Here is a 24,143-nt window from a genome sequence, read left to right as displayed (position 1 = left end):
AATCCCTAGGGATAAAACCTAAAGCTGGCAGCTATTTTTTATCTGTTTTGCTGTCTCTGTTGCCCCATATCGCTTGATTAATGGGGTTACTGTTGCCGGTATTCGAACTTGGATCCCGGCTTTTTTGAGTTCTGCCCTGGGTTTGCTCTGCGCTTCTGCCTTGACGAGGCTCAAATGGCACACCCTCTCTTGGGGCTTTAGGCTTGACTGGGGTGCGCGCTTTAGTGGTGTGGCGCTCGCTAGTGCGTGGCTGATGACCGTCACGCTTGTGGGCTGGCACGAAGCTTAAGTTTGATGCTGGCAAGGGCCTTTTCGGCTCAAAACCTGCAATGACTCTACGCTCTATTTCATGGCCTAATAAACGCTCTATAGCGCACAGGTTTTTAAAGTCATCATTTGACACAAAACTGATGGCCTCGCCCTGTGCACCAGCGCGGCCGGTTCGGCCAATACGGTGAACATAATCTTCTGGCGGAAACGGCAAATCGTAATTAACCACCCTAGCTAAATCATCAATATCTAAACCGCGAGAGGCGATACCTGTGGCCACAAGATATCGCACTTTGCCGCTTTTAAAGTCGGCTAATACTTGCTCACGTGAAGCTTGGCTGCGGCCACTGTGAATAGCCTCGGCTTGAATATCACGCTTCTCAAGTTGGCTCACAAGCTTGGCGGCGCCATGCTTGGTTTCGATAAATATCAGCGCCTGTGGCCAATCATTTTCTTTAATCAGTTGGCTTATTAGCGCCGACTTCTTCTCTTTATCTACCGCCGTGAGCCACTGCTCAATCTTGGGCTTACCTACCTTGGCTGAAATAGCGATTTCTTTCGCATGCTGAACTGCGGTTTTAGCAAGGAAGCGCACCTGAGGCGACAAAGTCGCCGAAAACAACAGGTTTTGTCTCTCTTGAGGCAACTTATCGATGATTTTATTAATGTCTTCGATAAAGCCCATGTCTAACATTCTGTCGGCTTCATCTAATACAAGGTGAGTCAGCTCATCGAAATGCACCGCCCTTTGGGTGTACATGTCCAGCAAACGCCCAGGGGTTGCCACCAGAATATCCACCCCTTCTATCAAGCGCTTCTTATGGGGCGCAGCATCGACACCCCCATAGATGGCAAGGGAGGTCAGGGAAAGATGCTTACTGTATTGTTCAATATTCTCAGCAACCTGCACAGCAAGTTCACGAGTGGGGGTTAAAATCAGTGCACGAATACGCTTAGGGCGCACTTTCACTGTGTTATCAAGACTGGTGTTATTAATCAGCTCAAGCAGCGGCAGTACAAAACTTGCCGTTTTACCTGTGCCGGTTTGCGCCGCCGCAATCAGGTTGTGACCTTCTAAAATTACCGGGATGGCCTTTTCCTGAATGGGGGTCGGTGTTTGATAACCTAACTCCTCCAAGGCTAATAAAATGGGTTGGCTCAATCCAAGTGTTGAAAAAGGCATGTTGGGTCTCAATGAGTGAAGTAAACGAAAAAAATAGGGCAAAGATGCGCTGTGACGCCGATTATAGCAGGACTTAAGTCAGCGACAGAGATTAAGTTTTACTTTATGCTAGCAATCGCATCATTCGTCATACGTATTACTGGGACTTATCTATGTTTATCAAATTACTAGCCAGCATTTCTTCAAGCATTAGGAGCGCCTCCCTCAACTTGAGCCTGCTGTTATGCTTGTCCTTAGGTTTGTCTTTAACTGGCTGCATCAGTTTAATTGCCCCGAAAGTCACTCCTGAGCTTGCCGCACTTAAACCAGGGCAATATAAACTCGACCCAAACCATGCCTCATTGGTGTTTAAAATCCAGCATTTAGGGCTTTCAACCTATGTGGGCCGATTTAACCAATTACAGGCCAACTTAGATTTTACTCCCGAGAATATGGCTGCCGCCAAACTCGAAGCCGAAGTGATTATCGCCTCAATCGATGTTAATAATCTAACACTCGAACAAACCCTGCAAGACAGCACTTGGTTTGACAGTGAGCAGTTCCCAAAGGCGCATTTTATCAGTGAGTCTGTGACCCAAACAAGCAATGGGGAATTTGTGTTTCATGGCAAACTGACTTTGCATGGCATAACGAGGCCCATAAGCTTTAATGCTCGCTTTCATGGCGGCGCCGATAATTGGATGACGGGAAAATACACCTTAGGTTTTAGCGCTAATGCCAGCATCAAGCGCGCCGACTTTGGCATGACAAGTTACATCCCCATAGTCGGCAATGACGTCCAACTTGAGATCCATGCCGAATTCTTGAAGGAATAAGTTGAGGAAATAAGTTAAGGGAATAACTTCATCGAGTCGCGCAACCCCATGAAAACCATCAGCACTTTACCCGCTGAGCAACTATGGGTAACATGCCAGCAAGCGTTAACTTCCTATTAATTTAATCAAGGTCATAAGACCCAATGAGGCTCAAATGAAAGTATTACTCGCCGCGATAGTGATTGCCTGCGTGATTTTTTATTTTTACAGCAATGCCAATAATCAAAAGCTCGCCGCCGCCAACATAGAAGCTGGCAAAGTCTTTCTCGCCGACAATGCCAATAAAGAAGGGGTATTCACAACCCTTTCTGGGCTGCAGTTTATGGTACTCACGCAGGCTGACACCCAAGAGGCTATCAAGCCTAAGGCCAGCGATACCGTCACAGTGCATTATCACGGCACCTTGATTGATGGCACAGTGTTTGACAGCTCAGTGGAGCGCGGAGAACCTATCGCTTTTCCACTTAACCAAGTGATCGCAGGTTGGACCGAAGGGTTGCAACTCATGAGTGTTGGCGACAAGTATCGTTTCTTTATCCCAAGCACCCTCGCCTATGGCAACCGCTCCACAGGTAAAATTACCGGCGGCTCAGTACTGATTTTTGATGTAGAGCTACTCAAGATTAACTAAGCCCTTTATTTAGCCCCATATGGGATCAGAAATTATCTTGTTCCAAAGCTTAAGTGTTGAGCATCACAGTTTGCTCTAATGACTTACACCTAAGAGTTGATTTGAATCTATTGAAACTTTAATCACAACACAGCTATTAAGAGGCATATCATGGCAAGTTGCGAGAAGACCGTCCATCCCATGGACGGGATGTTCGAGCATCCAAGGACGGACTTGCTGCGTGTCGCAGAGGGACATGCCATGATGAGACTGTACGCCAATATCAATAGGCTGGTATTTTCAAGGTGATTGTAACTCTTCCACAACACCCCAAATTAAGAACCTAGCGCTTTCAACCATGGTTTCGCTGAAAACTAGGAAAAAACAAAAGCCTCCAGATGGAGGCTTTTGTTTGTTAGCGGAACTTGTTTTAGCAGGCTAAGGCGAAAGGGTCATCGATTGAGTGAGCTGGCTCAGTGAACCACTTAGGGCCAGTGTCCGTCATGTAGAAGTGATCTTCGTGACGAATGCCAAATTCTCCAGGTACGCACAGCATGGGCTCGTTGCTAAAACACATGCCAACATCAAGTGGCGTCAAGTCATTGAGCACTAAGTACGGCCATTCATGGATGTCTAAGCCTATGCCATGACCCGTCCGGTGGGGCAGCCCTGGCACCGCATATCCTGGACCAAAACCTGCGGTTTCTAATACCCTGCGCGCAGCTAAATCCACCGCCGCACAAGACACCCCTAGATTTGCCGTATTGAAGGCGGCCAGCTGGGCCGCTTGCTCCAATTGCCATAACTCGCGCTGACGCGGACTGGCTTCACCAAACACATAAGTGCGAGTAATATCTGAGTTATAACCTTGTAATTGACAGCCAGTGTCTATCAGCACAGTGTCATTGCGTTCAAGTGATTTGGGCGACTTAACTCCATGGGGGTAAGCCGTATCTTCACCAAAGAGTACAATGCAAAAATACGAGCCTCTGGGTGCGCCGACCGCGTAATGGGCACGGTCGATAAAATCTTCTACCTCAGCAGTAGTTATCCCCTCGACTAAGATACTTGCCACTGCCTTATGCACCTCAAGGGTCATGTCCATGGCCCGTTGGATTAGCGCAATTTCGGTGGCTGATTTTAGCATTCGACTGCCTGCAGTGACGGCTTTAGCACTAACAAATTTAACCTCAGCGGCTGCTTGAGCTATGCCATCTGTGATAAAAAAGGGCGTTGATTCATCCAAGCCGACCTTGAGTGGCTCGTTGTCGTTTATTGCCGCGCCTCGCGTCTCCAGCAGATTATCTAGCCGCAATTGGGTAATAACCCGCTCCACCAGCTCATAGGGACTTTGATCTTCATGCCAAGTATGCACAGGGCCTTTGATGGTCATGTAACCTTGCAAGGTATCAAGCTCAAAAGCGGGTGCTATATACTTAACCTCGCCTTTTGCCGGGATGATGGCCCCTACAAGACGCTCACTTGAAAACCAACGGGTGCCGGTAAAATAATACAGATTAGTGCCAGCGTTGACATAAATGGCCCCCAAGCCCTGCTGCTGCATTAATTGCTGCGCCCGCTCGATACGCTGTAAAAACTCTGCTTCCGTGACTGGCGCTATATCTTGAGTCATATCAGCTAATTTAGCTAAGGCTGCTTGCTGGCTCACACCACCGACACCGATTGTCATATTTTCTCCCAGGGTTAATTTGATTGAATTACTTTGGTATTGTATACAATATCACGTTACCATTTGCGCCATAACATTCAGCAAGAATACTCAAAGAGTCAATATCAGTTAATCTTTCGCCTCAATGCCACATAGGGCAAGGTTAAATTAATTAAAGGCTAGAGAGCCCTTTCATTCGTCGCCTTCCATGGAGTCAGCATGTCAAACCCAAGCAGCCAAGTAATCGCCGAGCGCCTAAGCGCCATACGCCGCCAATTAAAATCAGCCCAAGTCGATGCCTTTATTATTCCCCGTGCCGATGAATACCTTGGCGAATACGTGCCTGAGCGCAACGAGCGTCTGTACTGGGCCACTAACTTCACCGGTTCGGCCGGTATGGCCATTGTACTAACGGATAACGTACTTGCGGGCAAAGCCGCTATTTTTACCGACGGCCGTTATACAGTGCAAGTCCCCAAACAGGTGGATGCTAGCTTGTATGAGTACCTAAGCCTTACCGACACACCGCAAATTCAGTGGTTAATCGATACCCTAAGCCCAGGTGCCAAAATTGGTATAGACAGCCGTTTGCACACCTTAGCCTGGTTTGATAACGCCAAAGCCCTGCTTGAAAAGCATCAAATGAGCCTAGTGGAATTGGCCAGCAATCCAGTGGATGACAACTGGCATGACAGACCTGCGCCTTCTAAAGCCATGATAACCTTGTTTAGCCATCAAGGCGCTGGCAGAGACAGTGTTGAAAAACGTCTGCAAGTGGGTCAATTAGTCAAAAAGCAAGGCGCCGATGTGGCGCTGATTTCGGCGCTAGATTCGTTTTGCTGGCTGCTGAATATTCGTGGCGGTGATGTGCCGCGCTTACCCGTCACTTTAGGCTGCGCCTTATTGTCAGCCAATGGTGATATGAGTGTGTTTGTTGATTTAGACAAGTTGCCAGAAGGTATTCATGAGCATGTGGGCGCGGGAGTGAGCTTTAGGCCTGAAACTGAGCTTGCCCAAGCCCTAAGTGATTTAAACGGCGTGAAGTTACTTGCCGATCCCAATTCTGCCAATGCCTGGTCTCAACGTTTAGCCCTTAAAGGCGGCGCCAAATTAGTCGCTGGACTCGATCCTGTCGCCCTGCCTAAGGCCCAGAAAAACAGCGCCGAGCTTGCTGGCATGCGCGCAAGTCATGTACGTGATGGCGTTGCCGTGAGCCGCTTCTTAGCTTGGCTGGATGCCGAGGTCGCTAACCATAAATTACACCATGAAGGCGTGCTGGCGGATAAATTAGAGAGCTTTCGCCTAGAAGACCCGCTATATCGTGAGCCAAGCTTTGATACCATTTCAGCCACAGGCGCCAATGCCGCCATGTGTCACTACAACCACGCGGATGGCACCCCAGCTCAAATGACCATGGACAGCATCTACTTAGTGGATTCTGGCGCCCAGTACTTAGATGGCACCACGGATGTGACTCGCACCGTCGCTATCGGCAAGGTCACCGATGAGCAACGTAAGATGGTGACCTTAGTGCTTAAGGGCCATATTGCCTTAGATACTGCCCGCTTCCCCAAAGGCACTAGCGGTCAGCAGCTGGATGCCTTGGCGCGTCAATACCTATGGCAGCATGGGTTTGATTACGATCACGGTACGGGTCATGGCGTAGGGCACTTCTTAAATGTCCATGAAGGCCCCCAGCGCATAGGTAAAAATGTCAATAACGTGGCCTTGTTGCCTGGCATGGTGCTCTCCAATGAGCCTGGCTATTACCGCGCTAATGAGTTTGGTATTCGCATCGAAAACTTAGTGGCCATCATTCCCTGTGAAGCCCTTAAGGGAGCGGAGCGTGAAATGTATCAATTCGATGCCTTGACCTTAATCCCCATTGATGTGCGCTTAATTGATAAAACCCTGCTGACAGAGTTCGAGGTGAACTGGCTCAATGATTATCACAGCCAAGTCTTCACCACGTTAGCGCCATTAATGCCAGAGGCAGAACTTGGCTGGCTAAAACGTGTGACCAAAGCCATTTAACAGCGATTTATCAATAACTTCACACCAGATGAGTCCATTCCTTTGGTGTGTTGTTTAAGTACTTTTGTTACCCTTTAATTCCCCGCCCCACTAGCATAATCGGTTAAACACTTCATTAGCCTGCCCTTGCTGTTAAAATAAGCTCTGACTCAGGCTAAAACTTTGCTATACTCCGCCGCCGCTTAACTGCAACAAATTGCGGCACTGCTTGGGTAGGATATCTTGACCCAAAGCAGAGATTAGCCAGATTAACAGCCATCTTGATTTACTCTGTTGGCTGGCACATTCGAGACCGCACATTCGAAACAGATATATTCGAGAAATAGCCCTCGACCCTTTGCTCCATTTGACGTACATACAGGACCCACAAGATGAAATTCGAATCTTTTAGCTTCGCCCCAGAAATTTTACGCGCGATCGCTGAGTGCGGTTATCAGAATATGACGCCAGTGCAGCAACAAGCTATTCCAGCTATTCGCCGCGGTGAAGACGTATTAGCCAGCGCACAAACCGGCACAGGCAAGACAGCCGCGTTCGCCCTGCCTATTCTGCAAAAAATGCATGAAAGACCTATGACGGTGCAGCATTCAAATGCCCGCGCGCTTATTTTAACCCCAACTCGCGAGCTCGCCGCCCAAGTTGCCGACAATATCAGCGCCTACAGTAAGCACATGAACATCAGCGTGCTCACCATCTACGGCGGCATGAAAATGGCCACCCAAGCGCAAAAGCTTAAGCAAGGCGCCGACATCATAGTGGCAACCCCAGGTCGTTTACTCGAGCACATAGTGGCCTGTAATTTAAGCCTGTCAAATGTGGAATTCTTAGTATTAGACGAAGCCGACCGCATGCTCGATATGGGTTTCAGCACAGATATCCAAAAAATTCTTCAAGCCGTGAATAAGAAAAGACAGAATCTGTTATTTTCAGCCACCTTCTCAACGGCGGTTAAAAAGCTTGCCAATGACATGCTGGACAAGCCAAAAATTATCAGCGCCGACAAGCAAAACACCACGGCTGCCACCGTAAGCCAGGTGGTTTACCCCGTTGAGCAGCGACGTAAGCGCGAATTATTATCAGAACTTATTGGCACCAAAAATTGGCAGCAGGTACTGGTGTTTACCGCCACCCGCGCCGATGCAGACAAATTAGTCACAGAGCTTAACTTAGATGGTATTCCGTCGGCCGTAGTGCATGGCGAGAAAGCCCAAGGCAGCCGTCGCCGCGCCCTACGTGAATTTATTGAAGGCAAGGTACGGGTCTTAGTGGCTACCGAAGTTGCCGCCCGTGGTCTAGACATTCAAGGTTTAGAATACGTGGTCAACTATGACTTGCCCTTCCTTGCTGAAGATTACGTGCACCGTATTGGCCGTACCGGCCGTGCGGGTAAGACAGGGGTTGCCATTTCATTCGTTAGCCGCGAAGAAGAGCGCACTCTTGCTGACATCGAAAAGCTTATCGGCCAGAAAATTCGCCGCATTACCGTGCCAGGTTATGAAGTCAGCAGCCGCGAGCTACTGCTTAAAACCATAGAGAAGCGTCGCAGCTTTGGTAAGAAGCAGGAGCGTAACGATAACGTCGGCGCTCAGGTTGTGGGTGAGAAAAACATGCAAGGTCGCCGCGTCAAAGTAGGCAAACCTACCAGCACAGTAAAATACAAGAAGATTAAGTAACTTCCCTTTGGGTAAACACTTAGCTTAAATACCAACAAGGCGCCTAGGGCGCCTTTTTTATTACGTTAGTACTTTGCTTTTTTTATTGTGTTTTTTATAGGGTTCATACCAATCACATTAATTATGTGATTGGTATGAAATACAAATTGCCATCCGCAGGTCTTATTCGGCTCATGTATTCAGATAAAGGTCATTACTCGATGAAATCCTTATTACGCGCCCTCACCTTAGGTGCAGTTTGCACCCTACTCAGTGTCAATGTTCTCGCCAAACCCATAGCTATGGATGAGCTATCTGTCATGCCCTTGATGAATGGGCAAACTTTACCTGAGCTCACACTCAATAATATTGACGGTAAAGCGGTCAACTTAACTGAACTCGTCAGCCAGAAACCCACGGTATTTTTCTTTTATCGCGGCGGTTGGTGTCCATTTTGTAACGCGCAAATGGGCCAATTGAAAGCCATTGAGCCAAAGTTGATTGAGATGGGATTTCAATTAGTGGGGATTTCACCGGACACGCCGGCGCAATTAAAAGCCTCAGTAAGAGATAACAAGCTGGATTACTTGCTCTTGTCTGATGCCAATATGGCGGCGTCACAAGCCTTTGGTTTGGCGTATTTCACAAGTGCCGAGGTTACTCAAATTTATACCCAGAAAATGAAACTTGAAAACCCACTCTGGGTTACCCCTCTTGGTGAAAAACGCTTAGTCTTGCCTGTGCCTGCGGTTTACTTGATTGACACAAACGGACTGGTGCATTTTCAATACATCAACCCAAATTTTAAAGTCAGGCCTGCACCAGAGCTTATTTTAACCGCTGCCAAGTTGCTCAACGCTCACTAGTACTGGCACTGAGGTTAGTCAAATCCCTAAGATAAAGCGTCGATAGCATAAAAACTATCACGCTTTATTTCGCTTCTTGATACAATCACTTTGCCGCAACTTTTCCCTTTCCTTCGCGGCGGAGTGACTATGCCATCTGAAACCCCAGCGCTACCTGAAACAACAGTGCCGACTGCAACAACTGTGCAATCTGAAACCACTATGCCAACTGAAGCAGTAGCGCAACCTCTAACTTACAATCAAGCTATGCTCGTTTTAGCTCAGGCTGGGCTTGAGGCATTGGCTACTTCAGCATCCCAGCACAAAGCCAAGCGGACTCCTGCTCAAGAAAGCCATTTCCTCTGCAGTTGGATGGTTGAATCTTTAAAAGAAAAACGTTTCTCAAAGCTTGTCGCCGATGATCTCACCCAATGGATCCGCGATGCCAGAAGCCAAGGCGCAGGGGCACAGCTACCCGACCTATTCAGCCGCATAGTACGTCAGTATCAAGTGGCCACCAGCAAGACTCAAGATTTAGGTGACGCCCTAGGGCAACTCATCGAGGCCATGAAAGCGTTAGATTGGTTGGTGATCACTGACTCAGACATAGATACCAAGCTCAAGCTCGATGGCCAAGGTCAGTCTAGCCTGATTATTAGCGCAAAAGCCCTCGCAGGGCATATCGCCAATGGCGAACTCATCAAGCCCATAAGTTTGTACCTCAGAGGCGATGAAAATGTACTCGCACAGCAAGCGCTTGCCCAAGGATTAATCGTCAGTCAAGGCAATAAAAAGACTTCTTTGATTAAACATCATAAAGCCTATATTTTGACACCGAACAATAATTTGGCACAATTGTGCCTATTAATTAAATAACTTATCTCGCTGATATAAAATTGAATACTTGTTCTCATTAAGCCTTTTATATCCAGTGAACATCTGATATACCTGACGTTCACTGTTCTATTTTTCAAGGTAATAAAATTGCATTTATTCAAATTTTCTTTACTGTTCAATTTTGCGATCTTTTATTGCCTATTTTCAAACTCAAGTCTGGCCGAAACCGTACTTAATTATAATGTTAACGGTTCAAATAGCTGGTACCCCTATTCCATTGCTAATAATCTACAAGAGCCTGGGATCCTTAGCGAGAGTATTCCCAAAATACTCGCTATGGCTAAGATAAAATCTAAGGTAAACAACTTTCCTCCTAAACGGACTAACCAAGCACTTAAAAATGGCGATCTGGATTTCGATGTTGTCAGTCCTAGCTGGTTTGCAGGGGAGGAGATTAACCCGCAATTTGTGCAGTCGATTCCAATTATGCCCATCGTCGAGAACATCATAGTATTGCCTGAAAACGCTGCCAAGTGGCAGTCATTATCGGCGATAAAGGGTCAGCCAATAGGCACAGTGTTTGGCTACTTATATAAGGATGACGCTGACTTTGTTCGAGTGGATTTCAAATCTGAACGAGAGCTTATCCTCGCATTGCAAAAAGGCAGAATTGAAGCCGCCATATCAGGGGATTATCCTGCGCGCTATTGGGCCAAAAAATTAGATTTACCCATTAGTTTAGCGGCCATTCATTCCAGCGGCGATCTGGTGATACGCCTAAGAAAAGAGCATAGCCATTTATTACCTTCAATTAATAGCGCGATTCAAACACTCAAACAAAGCGTTGAAATACAGCGCGTTATCGATAAATACACCCAAAATATGGCACCATAAGCCAACATCATCACAGCGAGTCGGTACAAAACCGCCATTGCCTGCCTAGGACCATTTAGTATGTCGCCAGTATCAAGTTCTCCTCAGTATCATTTTCTTGAGGCCCACTATCAAAAAATCGCCCGTTTTGAGCATTTTAATGCCCTAGGAGATTGGGACCAAGCCACCATGATGCCCATGGGCGGCAGTCAAGGCAGAGCTGCTGCCATGGCGGAGTTAGCCTCGCACATTCATGAGCTTAAGACCCACCCCATGCTTGAAGATGCCATACATAGCGCACTCGGTGAGCCGCTTTCAATGATGCAAAAAGCAAACTTAGCCGAGATGCAGCATCAATATTTACAAGCCAGTGTTATTCCCAAAGAATTAGTCGAGGCCAAGACACGCATTGGTTATCAGTGTGAGAATGCTTGGCGAGAGCAGCGAATAAACAATGACTGGCAAGGCTTTAAACCTAACCTTGAAGCCGTTATTGCCATCACCCGCGAAGAGGCGCATATTCGCGCTAAGGCCCTCAATGTCAGCCCCTATGATGCCCTGCTCCAAAGGTTTGAATCTGGCACATCAAGCACTCAACTTGCCCAAACCTTCGATAAAATGAAACTCTGGCTGCCAAGTCTTATCGATGATGCACGCACTCGCCAGTCGAGCCACACCATCACAGCGCTTGATGGCCACTATGATATTGGCGCCCAAGAGACCTTAGGCAGGGATGTCATGAACACCTTAGGCTTTGATTTTAATCAAGGCAGGCTGGACAGCAGCAGCCACCCATTTTGTGGTGGCATTCCCGGGGACATTCGCCTAACCACTCGCTATCAAAGTCATGACTTTACTAGTGCTTTGATGGGGATCATCCATGAGACAGGCCATGCCCGTTATGAACAAGGTTTACCCCTTGAATGGCGCGGTCAGCCCGCAGGAGCGGCCCGTTCAATGGGCATATATGGACCCATCCGGTTTGCAAGGCATTCGATATTAATTTTGAGAAGAGTTCATTGCACCCATATATTCGGCCTATTTATGAGATTACCTCTGGCCCTGATGGATATGTGCTTCTACTTTCCTTATCATCCTTACGGCTTCTTTAGAGCCTATGCCGAAAAAAGGTTTTAAGTAGATCAGTCTGACTGTCTCATCATCAAATCAAGTGTCTAAGCAACTTGGTGGTTGGTAAAAAATTATCGTTAAAACATCAACATCGGCTTTGGATCTTTATACTGCCATCCGATATTCATCCTCTCTTGCTGCAATGACCCATGCTATTCGCGCTAGCTTGTTAGCCACTGCAACGCAAGCTCTGTTAAATCCTCGCCTTTCTGCAAGTGCTATTGCCCAGCGACTAAATCTATCTCCTTTACCATCACTATGGTAAAGGACAGCTCTTGCTCCATGGATAAATAAAGTTCGAAGATAAGCATTGCCGCGTTTACTGATCCCCAGCAAATTATCTTTACCGCCACTGCTGTGCTGTTTTGGCACTAGGCCGCACCATGCAGAAAAATGCCTGCCATTAGTAAAGTCTTTGCCTTCTCCTACTGCGGCATAAAATGCAGTTGCTGTTACAGGACCGATACCTGGTACACTTTCTAAACGCTGACATACATGATTGTTCTTCGTCTCTTGCTGCACCTGATTGTCACAGCGTTTAAGCCGCTCCTCGATACCGTTAAACTCTTCGTACAGTTGATAGAAAATGCTTCTACCTTTGGCGGTTAACTCATTGTCGGCGTTTTCTAGAATATCTGGCAGTTTTGACCTAAAAGACGCTTTTCCTTTTGTGATGACAATCCCGTACTCAGCGAGCATTCCTCTGACCTGATTAACCAGTGCAGTAGACTGCTTGCTAAGCCTTTCTCTCATTCGGTGTAACATCTGAATATCTTGTTGCTCTGCGGGCTTAGGTTGTACAAAGCGCATGTTAGGTCTTTGGGCTGCTTCCGCTATAGCAAGTGCATCGTTATAGTCATTTTTATTTCCCTGCCTGTAGGGAACAACATACTGAGGTGCTATTAATTTGACTTGATGGCCTACTTTCTCAAATTCCCTTGCCCAGTAATTTGCTCCACCACAGGCTTCCATGACGACCAGGCAGGGCTCTATCTGAGCAAGAAAGTGGAGCAAGTCTTTACGCTTTATCATCTTCTTTTTGACTAGTTTTCCCGCTTTGTTTACACCAACAAAATGAAAAACAGACTTTGCGATATCTAAACCAACTGTAGTAATCTTCATGGTGGACCCGTCCTCTTTGTTGATGAGTTTTAGCAACTACATCGTGGCCCATTGCGAGGCCGATTAAAAGTGGATGGGTCCATTCCATTATCCATGAGAGCCAAAGCCTGTTTTTTGAAATGCAGCTGGGTCATAGTCAAGGTTTCCTGAGCTTCATTGCGCCAAAAATAAACCAACACTTGGGCTGTAATTTTTCAGCCAATACACTCGCGGGGCTGTACAACAAGGTAGAACCTAGCCGCATTCGTATCGATGCCGATGAAGTCACCTACCCTTGCCATATTTTACTGCGCTTTGAAGCCGAGAAAGCCCTCATTGAAGGCAACCTTGAAGTCAGCGAGCTGCCAGATTTTTGGTCCAGCCAGATGCAGTCGCTATTGGGTATTAATACCGATGGCGATTATAAGAATGGCTGCATGCAAGACATTCATTGGACCTTAGGCGAACTGGGTTACTTCCCTAGCTACACCTTAGGGGCTATGTATGCTGCTCAATTACGTTTTGCGATGGAGCAAAGCATAGGTGAACTTGAGCCTATGCTGCGCACAGGTCAATTTGAGGCTATTTTTACTTGGCTAGATAAGCATATTTGGTCAAAGGGCAGTTTATTGAGTACCGATGAATTAATGCGCCAAGCGACAGGAGAAATCTTAAACGGGGATTATTTACGCCAACACTTGAGCCAGCGCTACCTAAGTGTGAGTCGTTAATAGAGTTTGATAACTGACAATACAATGGTCACTTTGGCGCTTGTGTTCGTTACAAGGTGACCTCGACCATTGGGCTAACGTCCCGAGTGGCGACGCCTCTTTGTCAGGTAAGCAGATGCCCCTATGGGCTCGGGCGTATCATCCCAGCTGCCTAATTCAATAAATCAACTCGAGCCATTTAGTCCTACACCCTCTCATTAGCATCAGAGTTACCGTTTAGATAAAAATCACTGTTTTTGAAGGAAATCCGCCGATTTAGCCAATCCGTTTCCATAAACTCCAGCGATATCGGCTTTCTAGCAACACACCCTCACAATCTCGCTTGAGCACATGCCGAAAATGCATTATGTTATTGTTTTTGTAATGACTGGCCACATTTCTTTCTGAAGAACTGCCTGAATACGCTATATCGCAGTTAAATGGTTTGTAACAAGGCATTTAAGAGTGACATCAACGCTTGGCCGTTTCACTTCTAGTCAACTATTGTACCTATCGCTCAATAGTTTAGGTTAGCGTAGCTCGTACCTTGATGCGGAGTTAGCCATTTCAAAGTAGTTTGGAGTATCGATGGAAAATACGTGGGCTTCTGGAGCATTAGAATTGCTCCGTCATGCAGACTCGCATATCGAATTAGGTTCTGCATTTGATTCGAGAATAGCTTTCATTAGCATTGATAACTCGGCAGAAACATCAATACGAACCTTTTTATCTCTGCCCGAAAAACTATCAGGGTTTAAATTTTCTCGAAAGGAAAAAGATGAAGCAGGTAATAGCTTTCCAAAAATGGTCGAGTTGCTGTTTAAAAATGCTTCGTCCAAGCTAATAGGTCTAGATGAGGGTGATATTGAACATTACCATCGAATCCGAAATCAACTTTATCATGATGGAACAGGGTTATCTGTCGATCGTCGTTACTTAAAGGCATATAGACAGATAGCAGCGGTTTTACTGAACAATTTATTTGGCGTTGAAACAGAAAAGGTAAACAAAGCGGTCAGTATTGAGAATCTAATACTGCTTTGGAACCAACTAGAGTCAAGTATCCATGAAAAGTTCAAAATACATAAGATTTCAGCTGGCCATACGTTCAAGTGGGAACAGCTTGAAAAAACGGGCGAAATCAGTTGGGAACAATTTGAAAGATTAACCAAGTTACGAATGATTCGAAACCATCAGGTCCATTCAACGACTGAAAATTTTGACTATGAACAACTGGAAATTGGTGTTGGTTTAGCTGAAGTACTTTTACGTGAGTTAAATAGCTAACAAGTGCTTTAAGAGAGCATTAATACATATTTGACTGCCATACTTTCTCTAATGCAAACAATCATTTTCAGAGTTTTAGCGCTGACTCATTTATGTCAAAAAACGAGTTTAATCTGATCGCGCTGGATGCTTATCGATAGCTAAAATCAGGTTGGCAATCTTTTCAGGCTAACAGATACGCCAATGCTAAAAAGGTGAACCATGATGATTTGCGAGACGACCGTCTGAGACAGGACGTCGAAGCGAGCTACAGGGATGTATTTACGTGTGTCGATGAGTAAATTACATGGTAAGCCTGTACTCGCAACACTGGAATTAAGTTATTTTGGTGTATAAAAACTTTTGTCCAAAAATGTGCCACGGAGCATAAATCATTTATGCCCCAAAGCTTGTTTGCAAGATGTCCAAACTTCGTTTGGATCAAAGTCGCAGGGTTCCACTCTGCACTGGCCAAGAGGGGAAAACAACAGCATTCTCCCCTCTTGGAACACCCCTGTGCCGCCCGCGAAGTTGTTGATCCTCATAAGACGAAGAAAATACCTAACGGCTCGACGGCACATCCATGTGCCCTACGAGCCTTAACCATCATCCCTGATGGTTACACGGTATTTTAATCATCGTATTTCGGAAACTTCGAGGGTAATTGTTGCAACCTGGGAGTGTACTGTTAGGTTTAACATAGGCTGGGACTAGATTTTAAGAGCTAACAGATTGCACGAATGCTAAAAGGTGAGCCATGGTAATTTGCGAGACGACCGTCCATCCCATGGACGGGATGTTCGAGCATCCAAGGACGGACTTGCTGCGTGTCATTGAGCGAATGCCATGGCAAGCCTGTATACAGATATTTCAGCGACTGGTTTTCAAGCGTTCAGCGACGAGTCTTGACCTCATAAAAGTCGTTGTATCTACGAGACTTTTATGAAAAAACGGGGCATGACAAGCCTGTATGCAGAAATTTCAGCAACTGGTTTTTTCAGACAAGTTCAGTGTAAATTTTCTAGCTCATTTTTATCCAAAAACGAGTTCAAAAGCGATCGATTTTCACTCGCTTCTTACACTTGGTCGTGCACTTGGGCTGTAATAGATAAATCAATGATCGCAAGTTACCAAAGCCTAGTCTTAATCAGTTGAAGGCTGGGCTTTGGTTATTTGCACGCTTTAGTTATAATGAGCGCCACGCTTTCAATAACGACTGTCTCTCTATTCATCATGCAGCTGCGCCCTATACAGATAACGGATTGGCCTGACATTTTAGCCATTCAAGCTCAGTGCTACACAGAGCTTGAACCTGAATCATTAGCCGTATTGCAAAATAAGCACCTGCTGGGGGCCGACACCTGCCTGGTTATACTGCACAACCAGCGATTAGTGGGTTATTGCCTCGCGCACCCTTGGAAAGAAGGGGTAAGTATAGGTTTAGAACAGCTGCTCTCCCCCATGGCAGAGCCTGACTGCCTGTATTTACACGACATAGCAATATTGCCACAGGCTCAAGGTTTAGGCATAGGCAAACGGGTTCTTAGTCGATTAATCGATGCCGCCCATGGCTTAGGCCTCACAAGTCTTTGCTTAGTGGCAGTGCAAGGTGCCCAAGGTTATTGGAGTCGACAAGGATTTAGTCGGCAAGATGCAACACATTCATTAGCGAGTTATCCACCCGGCGCTTGCGCCATGCGTTATCGCTTGAGCGAGTCCTTCGACACAACCGCTCAACAATAGGTTGGTAACTGTGGTTCAAGCAGACAATGGCAGCATATTTGTAATAAACTCCGCGGTTCCAAGGCCGCTTTAGCACAAATTCAGTATTATTTAGGAGCCACAATGGCACGCACAGTTTCATACACCTTTAAAGGCAAAACTAAAACCATGGCCTTTAGCTATGACAAGCACCATGATTTATACGAGGCGGTAGCCGAAGCCGAAGGTATAGACTTAAAAGGTTTTTTGGCCATGGAGCAACAAATTGCTATGACCTCTAGAAAAGGCGCTAAGGCTGAAAAAGATTACCGTAAAACAGAATTTGCTCGCTTTGGTTTTACTAACATTCATTTTGTCCGCGACGAGGATGAATAAGCATGAGAACCCCTGAACACGCCAATGCCCCCAGAGCCAGTTTTATGCGCCGTTTAGGCGCCGCGGTATACGACTTATTGCTGGCAGTCGCAGTGTATATGTTCTCTGGCGCCCTAGGCTTTGGTGTTTTTTTCCTGTTAACCTCATCTGGAATGATTGCCATGGCGGGCCATGAGCATATTTCCGATTTGTTGAACGCCACCCCCCTGTATCACGGCCTATATCAATTGTGGCTCGTCTTGTGTGTGGGTAGTTTTTACGCCCTGTTTTGGAGCCGAGGAGGACAAACCTTAGGCATGCGCGCCTGGAGACTTAAAGTGCAACACCCCAACGGGCAAAACTTAAGTTTCATTACCGCTTGCGCCCGAGTGATATGGTCATTATTAGGATTGGGTAATCTGTGGATTTTAATTAATCCCGATAAACTGGCCTTGCAAGACAGTTTAACTCGCTCAGAAGTGGTGTTATTGAGCATAGAAGAAAACCAGATGCGCAACTGGCACGGTGCTTAAGCGCCGTAGTCGCACTCAGTCGCATTAATGAGTTCCTCAAGTTTGATTATACAAGGCCTAGTTAATTCTTCTAGGCCTTGATATTAGCCTTCACTGCGTAATTTCTCCGCCACTTCCTCCCTGAATTCATCCAGTTGAACTTCATCCAGATTCAAGAATGCGAGTAAAGGATCTTGAATTTTAAGCCACTCATCGGTGTTGCACTCCCCTCTTATGACACCATCCACTGAGGAGCGAGCGAGCTTGAGTATGGCTAATAAATACAAGCCCACCTCGGACAACTCACCGGAAGTAAAAATACCGTCAATGTCATGGAGATAATAAATCACCTCTACCATGGGCTTGGGCAACTCCCACTGTTGAGCCAGTAAGGCCCCAAGGGTTGTATGAGACGTTTTAAACTCCTGAACTTCAAGGCTTGCGACCTCCCCCCATCCTTCTGTAATACCTCTCATAAGGAGCGCTTGGTACGCGGGAAAGGCTTGCAGCATCACAGGAACACCTGCGTTGTGAAATAGCCCCAACATATAGGCATTATCGCTAAGGTTAGCTTTACCCAGTAAATTAGCATAGAGGGTACAAGCACTGGCGACCATGGAGGATGATTGCCAAAACTCATTCAACATGGGGTTTTCGGGCAAGGCCCCCTTGATGGCTACGGCTTTGACCAAAGGAAATATACGCTTTATCCCTAAGGTCATCACAGCTTGATGAATCGATGAAATCTGATTGTTTCGCCTAAAAGCCACCGAGTTCACCACCTGCAATACTGCTGCAGAAATTCCCACATCTTCAGAAATCGCCTTGGCAATTTTACTCACATCTGGGTATTCCTGTTTGGCTTCCTTGGATATATCCAGTAATGCCTGCGGTCTTGGCGGAATAGTAACCCCAGCCAATATTTGCTTTTCTTCTGCGGTAACTGAAATTGCCATATTTCTCCTTTTGCATAACAATGAATTTTTACTAACTTATTAAGGTCTTAAACATCAACAAACACGCATTTCGGCTGCATGAGCATTAAGCCTAGTCAAAAGATTACATTTCCTCCGAGAATATTTACTGGCCCTAGCTGCTTAATGATTTAAAATAGCGCATAGTACTGAAATCTGTCTCTTAGACTGATAAATTTAGATTTCCTGTTGCAATCAGTGCTGCTGGAGATCAATTCGCCCGCTTGGGCGCACAAGGAGTTCCATGAAACCATTGTTTTCCCTTGTACTTGGCTTAAGCCTTGTCATGACCCCCTTGGTACACGCCAAGGAGCCTACTACCCCCATTAGTAAGCAAGAGCAAACCAAGTCTGTCCCCCTTGATAGAGCCGCCATCGAAGCTAGCTTTAAAGCCGATGCAGAGCTTATTCGTAATACCTATGAGCCAAAGCTGTTTTCTTTTCCTGCTTATGTCATAGGTCATTACGGCTTAAGGATGTACCGACAAACCTTAGACCCTAAATATGCCATGTCAGTCTGGATGGACATGGCGCGCTTAACCACACGTTTAGATAAATTTGAAGCAGAAGTACACACACCAGAGCAAATTCAGAAATACATTGATAAGCGTATTGGCGCTTATGAAGCCATTTACGGCAAAAGAGGCAAGCGTGGCCAGTTAAGGTACAAGGTCACCAAGAAAATGCCTGAGTATCTTTTCGTTGCCTTAGACTTACTCAGTCCTTTGGCACGCGCCAACGAATACGGCCTAAAACACAAAAACGATGCTAAGTTTCGCGAAATCTTGCGTCGTTATGACTTTAAGAAGTTTGCCACTAACAAGGACATGATCAGAGCCTGGGCTGCTCAGCTGGCTAACCAAGTCTATTGGTTACGCCAAATGGGCGAGCAAGATGTGGTCGATGATTTTATTAAAGCCTTCAAAAAGACCTATCCAGACAGTAAAGATAAAAAACTGTCGAAGAAGCAATTCAACAATAAAATCTATGGCATGACACACATCATCTTCGCCGCTTCTGAATATTATAAGAAGCCGGTTTCGCAGCAAGAGTTCCAATGGATCTTCGATTATTATCGTAAGCACTTTGACTATATTGCTGCCAATTCAACCAAAGACGTGGTTGCGGAAGTAGGCATTAACTTCTTGTTAGCAGGATTGGAAGACGACCCTGTGGTATTTAAGGCTCGTCAAACCGTCCAAAGCTATATCGATAGAAAGCACTGCATGGTGCCTTCGCCAAGAGGTAATCCAGATCTTATCAGCGGTGAGCACAGAAATACATTATCAATCATGCTATTAGATTGGAGAGGCGTGCATGATGCCCCTACCTATCAAAACAACCCTAAAGTGTTTAAAGAAATACCTTATGGTTTAGAACCACTGTAAAATTCAGTATTAACAAACAATAAAAAAGACAGCCTGGGCTGTCTTTTTTTTTGCCATATGAACCTAGACTCTGGTTCAAGCTTCTAGCTTCTAGCATTATTTTCGAATGTAATAGACGGCTGCCGTGGTAAATAACAGGCTAGGTGCTATGGCGCCTACTGCGGCGGGCAGTTCATAGACTATGCTCATGGGGCCGAAGATTTGATTGCTAATGTAGAAGCCAAAACCTGCCACCACGCCCAGCAATACTCGAGCCCCCATAGTCACAGTTCTCAGTGGACCAAACACAAAGGATAGTGCCACCAACATCATCACGGCTATGGTCACAGGTTGCATGATTTTACGCCATAGCGCCAAATTGTAGCGACTTGGGTCTTGCTGATTCACTTCTAAATAATCTAAATAATCCAACAAGCCTTGTATCGATAACGCCTCAGGTTTCACCGACACTACCCCTAACTTATCTGGGGTTAAACTTGAATTCCAACTCTGCAGAGGCTGCTCCACCAAGGTGATTTTTTCGTCGCTAAACACTGTGGTTTTCACTTGTTGTAATTGCCATGCCTCATCCTTAAATTGAGCTTCCTGCGCATGGATAACTTTAACTAATTTCATCGCCTCATCAAACTCATACAAGGTGATATTATTTAATGAATTTACCGTTTCCACTTCGCCAATATTGACAAATAAATCGCCGTCTTTTGCCCAAATGCCGCGGTGAGACTTGATTAGACTCCCGCCAGAAAGTTTTGTTGCTTGCAGCTCTTTAGCACTTCGCTCGGCGACTGGCGCGCCCCACTCCCCTAGAACCATGACTAACAGCATTAAGGGAACTGCAGTTTTCATCGCCGACATGCTTATTTGTAACCGTGACATACCTGAAGCCTGCATCACCACTAATTCAGAGCTAGAAGCCAGCATGCCCATGCCAATCAAGGCCCCTAACAGCACGGCCATGGGGAAAAACATTTCAATATCACGTGGGATAAGGAACAACACATAAATGCCAGCATCTATCATGGTATAACTGCCGCGCCCCACAAGCCTAAGCTGGTCGACCCACTTAATAATGCCGGACAAACCCGTAAGAATAAGTAAGCACAGTGATGATGTCGCCAATATCGCTCTGGCAATATACAAGTCTAAAATCATTATGCTGGCACCTTATTCTTTTTCAGCGACAAGGAAAATTTCACAAATAGCGGCCGCTCTTTACCTAGGAGGAATACGCCCATGAGCAAGACAGAAATATGGATCCACCACATGCCTAAGTACTCAGGTATCACTTCATCTTCTAGTGCCTTACGACCGGCGATCATCAGGCCGAAATAACCCAAGTAGAGTAAAATCGCTGGGAACATTTTGGCAAATTTACCTTGGCGTACATTCACTCTAGCTAGCGGCACGGCAATCAGGGTTAATAATGGGATAGATAATGGAATAGCGAAACGCCAATGAAACTCTGCCGCGGCTTCAGGACCTTGGGTGTCATTGAGTTGCTCCATCGACAGGGCCGACAATTTGCGCCGACGCTCATCCACTTCTTGCTCTTTTATCTCCATTCGGTAACCACCGAATTCGATGACTTGATAGGCCAGCCCTTGCGGACTGCCTTGGTAACGCACCCCACGCTCCAGTTGCAACTGTTGACTGCCAATACTGTCTTCTATCACTCGCCCTTGCTGGGCGACGACAACATTACTCATGCCTTCTTTATCGTCGGGATCCGGTAACTGAGCAACGAACACTTTACTCAATTGATTGTCTTTACTAATTTTTTCCACAAACAACACGGCGCGGCCATTGGGGCTTGCCTGGAATCGTCCTTGCACTAAGGCGGCAAGTCCTGCTTCAGATTGGGCTTTTTCTAATACTTGATTCTGCCTTTCTTCCGCCCAAGGGCTCACATACATGGATAGCACGCAGGTAAACACTAAGTTAGCTAACGCGATTAATAAGGTGACACGAGCCACATACCATTCACTCACGCCAACGCTGTGAAGCACCACCATTTCGTTTTCGGCGTACATGCGTCCATGAGCCAATAAAATCCCTAAAAAGAAACTTAATGGCAAAATGAGTAAGGTTAATTGGGGCAAGTTCAATCCCAATAAAGTCAGGACTAAAGAGGCAGGAAACTCGCCATTTGAGGCGTCAGCTAATACTCGAACAAATTGTTGGCTAATAAAAATAGTTAACAGCACTAAAAGTACCGCAAATTGTGCCTTTAAAACTTCAGCTATCAGGTATCTAAATACAATCACAAGTGGGATCCGCTGGGTTAACTTATCTTTTTACTGGTATCAGAGTAACTTTCATGTAAACTGTGTTTTTTAGCAGTTTTTGAGAGTTTTCCGACCAGCTCGTAAGGTCTCTTGCTAAGCTAAGTCTTTGCCTACAAAGGGCGGCGATAAACTAAGATGCATTAACACATCATTGCCGAAAAATGTACTCAGACTCAGATGCAAACACTGAACTCGACTATAATGATCCAACTCGTTACGCGTTAAGATACACCAGTATGGTTAACATCTTGCTGCAAGTTTTTGAAACCAGTTGTTGAGTCAAACAGTGTAAAGATCACGACCTTCAGGTGGTTCTCTTGGCTATAGTCGCCAAATGCTAACATTATCTAATAAATATAAAATTTTGTCTTTAAGAATCTAGGAGTGCTCATGGAGTTTAGCGTAAAGAGCGGCAGCCCAGAAAAGCAACGTTCAGCTTGTATCGTTGTTGGTGTCTACGAACCTCGCCGTCTGTCAGGTATTGCCGAGCAGTTAGATAAGATCAGCGAAGGTTATATCAGTAACCTACTACGCCGCGGCGATCTCGAAGGTAAGCCAGGACAGATGTTATTACTGCATCATGTGCCTAATGTATTAAGCGAACGGGTGTTACTTGTAGGTTGTGGCAAAGAGCGTGAGCTCGATGAGCGCCAATACAAGCAGATTATCACCAAAACCATCAGCACATTAAACGAAACTGGCTCAATGGAAGCCGTGTGTTTCTTGACTGAGTTGCATGTAAAGGGTCGTGATACCTATTGGAAAGTACGCCAAGCCGTTGAAACCACGCAAGCCAGTCTTTATAGCTTCGACGCGTTAAAAACCCGTAAGGGTGAAACTCGTCGTCCACTGCGCAAGATGGTGTTCAATGTACCGACACGTAAAGAATTAACCATAGGTGAGCGCGCCGTGGAACATGGTATGGCTGTGTCTGCGGGCATGCATTTATGCCGCGATGTCGCCAATATGCCGCCTAACATCTGTAATCCAGCCTATTTAGCCTCTCAAGCGCGTCAAATGGCTGAAACCCATGACAAGCTTAAAGTCACCACCATAGGCGAAGAGCAAATGGCCAAACTGGGTATGAACTCATACCTTGCTGTGGGCCGTGGCAGTAGCAATGAATCCATCATGACTGTGATGGAATATAAAGGCGCTGTGGACAGTGCTGACAAGCCGATTGTATTGGTGGGTAAAGGGTTAACCTTCGACTCAGGCGGTATTTCATTGAAGCCTGGCGAAGCCATGGATGAAATGAAATATGACATGGGCGGCGCTGCTGGCGTTATTGGCGCCATGAAAGCATTGTGCGAAATGAACTTACCCATCAATGTAATAGGTATTCTTGCTGGCTGTGAAAACATGCCATCTGGTAACTCTTACCGTCCCGGCGACATCTTAACCACTATGTCAGGCCAGACGGTTGAAGTACTTAATACCGATGCCGAAGGACGTTTAGTCTTGTGTGACGTATTAACCTATGTTGAGCGTTTCGAGCCTGAACTTGTTATCGACACAGCAACCTTAACCGGTGCTTGTGTCATTGCCTTAGGTAAACATGCATCAGGACTGTTCAGCTCTCACAATCCACTGGCACATGAACTATTAAATGCCGGCGAGCAAAGTGGCGACCGCGCATGGCGCATGCCACTGTGGGAAGAGTATCAAGATATGCTCGACAGCCCATTTGCCGACATGACTAACTTAGGTGGCCGCCCAGCAGGTTCTATTACTGCAGCTTGTTTCTTATCGCGTTTTACCAAGAAATATAACTGGGCCCATTTAGATGTGGCTGGTACCGCTTGGAATAGTGGCGCAAACAAAGGCTCTACCGGCCGTCCTGTGCCTATCTTAAGCCAATTCTTGATCAACCGCTCTGGGGTTGAAATCAGCGAATAATCGGTTTTCGCCAT

At 46.1% G+C, this 24,143-nt stretch carries 19 protein-coding genes and 2 pseudogenes; 15 read left to right on the top strand and 6 right to left on the bottom strand.

Translation table 11 applies throughout. From position 1 onward, the window contains the following. Positions 1-31: 31 nt before the first annotated feature. Positions 32-1,453, bottom strand: coding sequence for a DEAD/DEAH box helicase (locus SDEN_RS04640; RefSeq protein WP_011495343.1), 1,422 nt, complete (start codon positions 1,451-1,453; stop codon positions 32-34). Positions 1,454-1,605: 152 nt separating this feature from the next. Between SDEN_RS04640 and SDEN_RS04635 the strand changes: the two genes are divergently transcribed. Next, positions 1,606-2,268: a YceI family protein gene (locus SDEN_RS04635; protein ID WP_011495342.1), complete on the top strand. Its 663-nt coding sequence runs from the start codon at positions 1,606-1,608 to the stop codon at positions 2,266-2,268. A gap of 154 nt (positions 2,269-2,422) precedes the next feature. Further along, positions 2,423-2,899: an FKBP-type peptidyl-prolyl cis-trans isomerase gene (locus tag SDEN_RS04630; RefSeq protein ID WP_011495341.1), complete on the top strand. Its 477-nt coding sequence runs from the start codon at positions 2,423-2,425 to the stop codon at positions 2,897-2,899. 409 nt (positions 2,900-3,308) lie between these two features. Here SDEN_RS04630 and SDEN_RS04625 read toward each other — a convergent pair whose 3' ends face one another. Then, entirely contained in the window at positions 3,309-4,568 is a 1,260-nt protein-coding gene (locus SDEN_RS04625) for a M24 family metallopeptidase (protein ID WP_011495340.1), read from the bottom strand. Between the two features lie 198 nt (positions 4,569-4,766). Between SDEN_RS04625 and SDEN_RS04620 the strand changes: the two genes are divergently transcribed. The 6 genes and pseudogenes from SDEN_RS04620 to SDEN_RS04595 all read left to right on the top strand — a co-directional run. Next, positions 4,767-6,581 (top strand): aminopeptidase P family protein, encoded by a 1,815-nt coding sequence (locus SDEN_RS04620; RefSeq protein WP_011495339.1) that lies wholly within the window; start codon positions 4,767-4,769, stop codon positions 6,579-6,581. 371 nt (positions 6,582-6,952) lie between these two features. After that, a complete protein-coding gene (locus tag SDEN_RS04615) occupies positions 6,953-8,254 on the top strand; it encodes a DEAD/DEAH box helicase (RefSeq protein ID WP_011495338.1) in 1,302 nt (433 codons plus the stop codon). A 200-nt stretch (positions 8,255-8,454) separates the two neighbouring features. Continuing rightward, positions 8,455-9,099, top strand: a complete 645-nt coding sequence (locus SDEN_RS04610; RefSeq protein ID WP_041405674.1) for a peroxiredoxin-like family protein — start codon at positions 8,455-8,457, stop codon at positions 9,097-9,099. 201 nt (positions 9,100-9,300) lie between these two features. Then, positions 9,301-9,954 carry a DUF2913 family protein gene (locus tag SDEN_RS04605; RefSeq protein ID WP_041406059.1) on the top strand — a complete coding sequence of 218 codons (654 nt, stop codon included), beginning with the start codon at positions 9,301-9,303 and terminating at the stop codon, positions 9,952-9,954. 108 nt (positions 9,955-10,062) lie between these two features. Further along, positions 10,063-10,809 (top strand): substrate-binding periplasmic protein, encoded by a 747-nt coding sequence (locus SDEN_RS04600; RefSeq protein ID WP_011495335.1) that lies wholly within the window; start codon positions 10,063-10,065, stop codon positions 10,807-10,809. Positions 10,810-10,869: 60 nt separating this feature from the next. Continuing rightward, positions 10,870-11,757, top strand: a pseudogene (locus tag SDEN_RS04595) (carboxypeptidase M32); the annotation flags it as partial. A 267-nt stretch (positions 11,758-12,024) separates the two neighbouring features. On the opposite strand, the gene SDEN_RS04590 reads toward SDEN_RS04595, so the two are convergent. Then, positions 12,025-13,041, bottom strand: a complete 1,017-nt coding sequence (locus SDEN_RS04590) for an IS110-like element ISSde4 family transposase (RefSeq protein WP_011495048.1) — start codon at positions 13,039-13,041, stop codon at positions 12,025-12,027. 89 nt (positions 13,042-13,130) lie between these two features. Between SDEN_RS04590 and SDEN_RS04585 the strand changes: the two are divergent. From SDEN_RS04585 to SDEN_RS04565, 5 genes and pseudogenes are all read left to right on the top strand, one after another. Then, positions 13,131-13,751 (top strand): annotated as a pseudogene (locus SDEN_RS04585) (carboxypeptidase M32); the annotation flags it as partial. A gap of 567 nt (positions 13,752-14,318) precedes the next feature. Continuing rightward, positions 14,319-15,017 carry a hypothetical protein gene (locus tag SDEN_RS04580; RefSeq protein WP_011495332.1) on the top strand — a complete coding sequence of 233 codons (699 nt, stop codon included), beginning with the start codon at positions 14,319-14,321 and terminating at the stop codon, positions 15,015-15,017. 1,170 nt (positions 15,018-16,187) lie between these two features. Next, entirely contained in the window at positions 16,188-16,739 is a 552-nt protein-coding gene (locus tag SDEN_RS04575) for a GNAT family N-acetyltransferase (RefSeq protein WP_011495331.1), read from the top strand. A gap of 102 nt (positions 16,740-16,841) precedes the next feature. After that, a complete protein-coding gene (locus SDEN_RS04570) occupies positions 16,842-17,093 on the top strand; it encodes a DUF2960 domain-containing protein (RefSeq protein ID WP_011495330.1) in 252 nt (83 codons plus the stop codon). Positions 17,094-17,095: 2 nt separating this feature from the next. Further along, positions 17,096-17,605, top strand: coding sequence for an RDD family protein (locus tag SDEN_RS04565; protein WP_011495329.1), 510 nt, complete (start codon positions 17,096-17,098; stop codon positions 17,603-17,605). Between the two features lie 83 nt (positions 17,606-17,688). On the opposite strand, the gene SDEN_RS04560 is transcribed toward SDEN_RS04565, so the two are convergent. Next, complete coding sequence (locus tag SDEN_RS04560; protein WP_011495328.1) at positions 17,689-18,540, bottom strand: HDOD domain-containing protein; 852 nt, start codon at positions 18,538-18,540, stop codon at positions 17,689-17,691. Positions 18,541-18,802: 262 nt separating this feature from the next. Between SDEN_RS04560 and SDEN_RS04555 the strand changes: the two genes are divergently transcribed. Continuing rightward, the gene (locus SDEN_RS04555) at positions 18,803-19,945 is read left to right on the top strand and encodes a DUF3541 domain-containing protein (RefSeq protein WP_011495327.1); all 1,143 of its coding nucleotides are present in this window, start codon (positions 18,803-18,805) and stop codon (positions 19,943-19,945) included. Between the two features lie 96 nt (positions 19,946-20,041). Here the strand turns inward: SDEN_RS04555 and lptG are convergent, their stop codons facing one another. Both lptG and lptF read right to left on the bottom strand, forming a co-directional pair. Further along, positions 20,042-21,100: an LPS export ABC transporter permease LptG gene (gene lptG, locus SDEN_RS04550; RefSeq protein WP_041405673.1), complete on the bottom strand. Its 1,059-nt coding sequence runs from the start codon at positions 21,098-21,100 to the stop codon at positions 20,042-20,044. Next, on the bottom strand, positions 21,097-22,209 hold the full coding sequence (gene lptF, locus SDEN_RS04545; RefSeq protein ID WP_011495325.1) for an LPS export ABC transporter permease LptF: 1,113 nt from the start codon (positions 22,207-22,209) through the stop codon (positions 21,097-21,099). Before lptF ends, lptG begins: the two co-directional genes overlap by 4 nt. A gap of 411 nt (positions 22,210-22,620) precedes the next feature. Here lptF and pepA point away from each other — a divergent pair, with 411 nt between their 5' ends. Beyond that, positions 22,621-24,129 (top strand): leucyl aminopeptidase, encoded by a 1,509-nt coding sequence (gene pepA, locus SDEN_RS04540; protein WP_011495324.1) that lies wholly within the window; start codon positions 22,621-22,623, stop codon positions 24,127-24,129. Positions 24,130-24,143: the final 14 nt, after the last annotated feature.

Source organism: Shewanella denitrificans OS217 (assembly GCF_000013765.1).
Lineage (GTDB): Bacteria > Pseudomonadota > Gammaproteobacteria > Enterobacterales > Shewanellaceae > Shewanella > Shewanella denitrificans.
The sequence above is the reverse complement of the archived record's forward strand: the minus strand, read 5'-3'. Positions and strand labels throughout refer to the sequence as shown.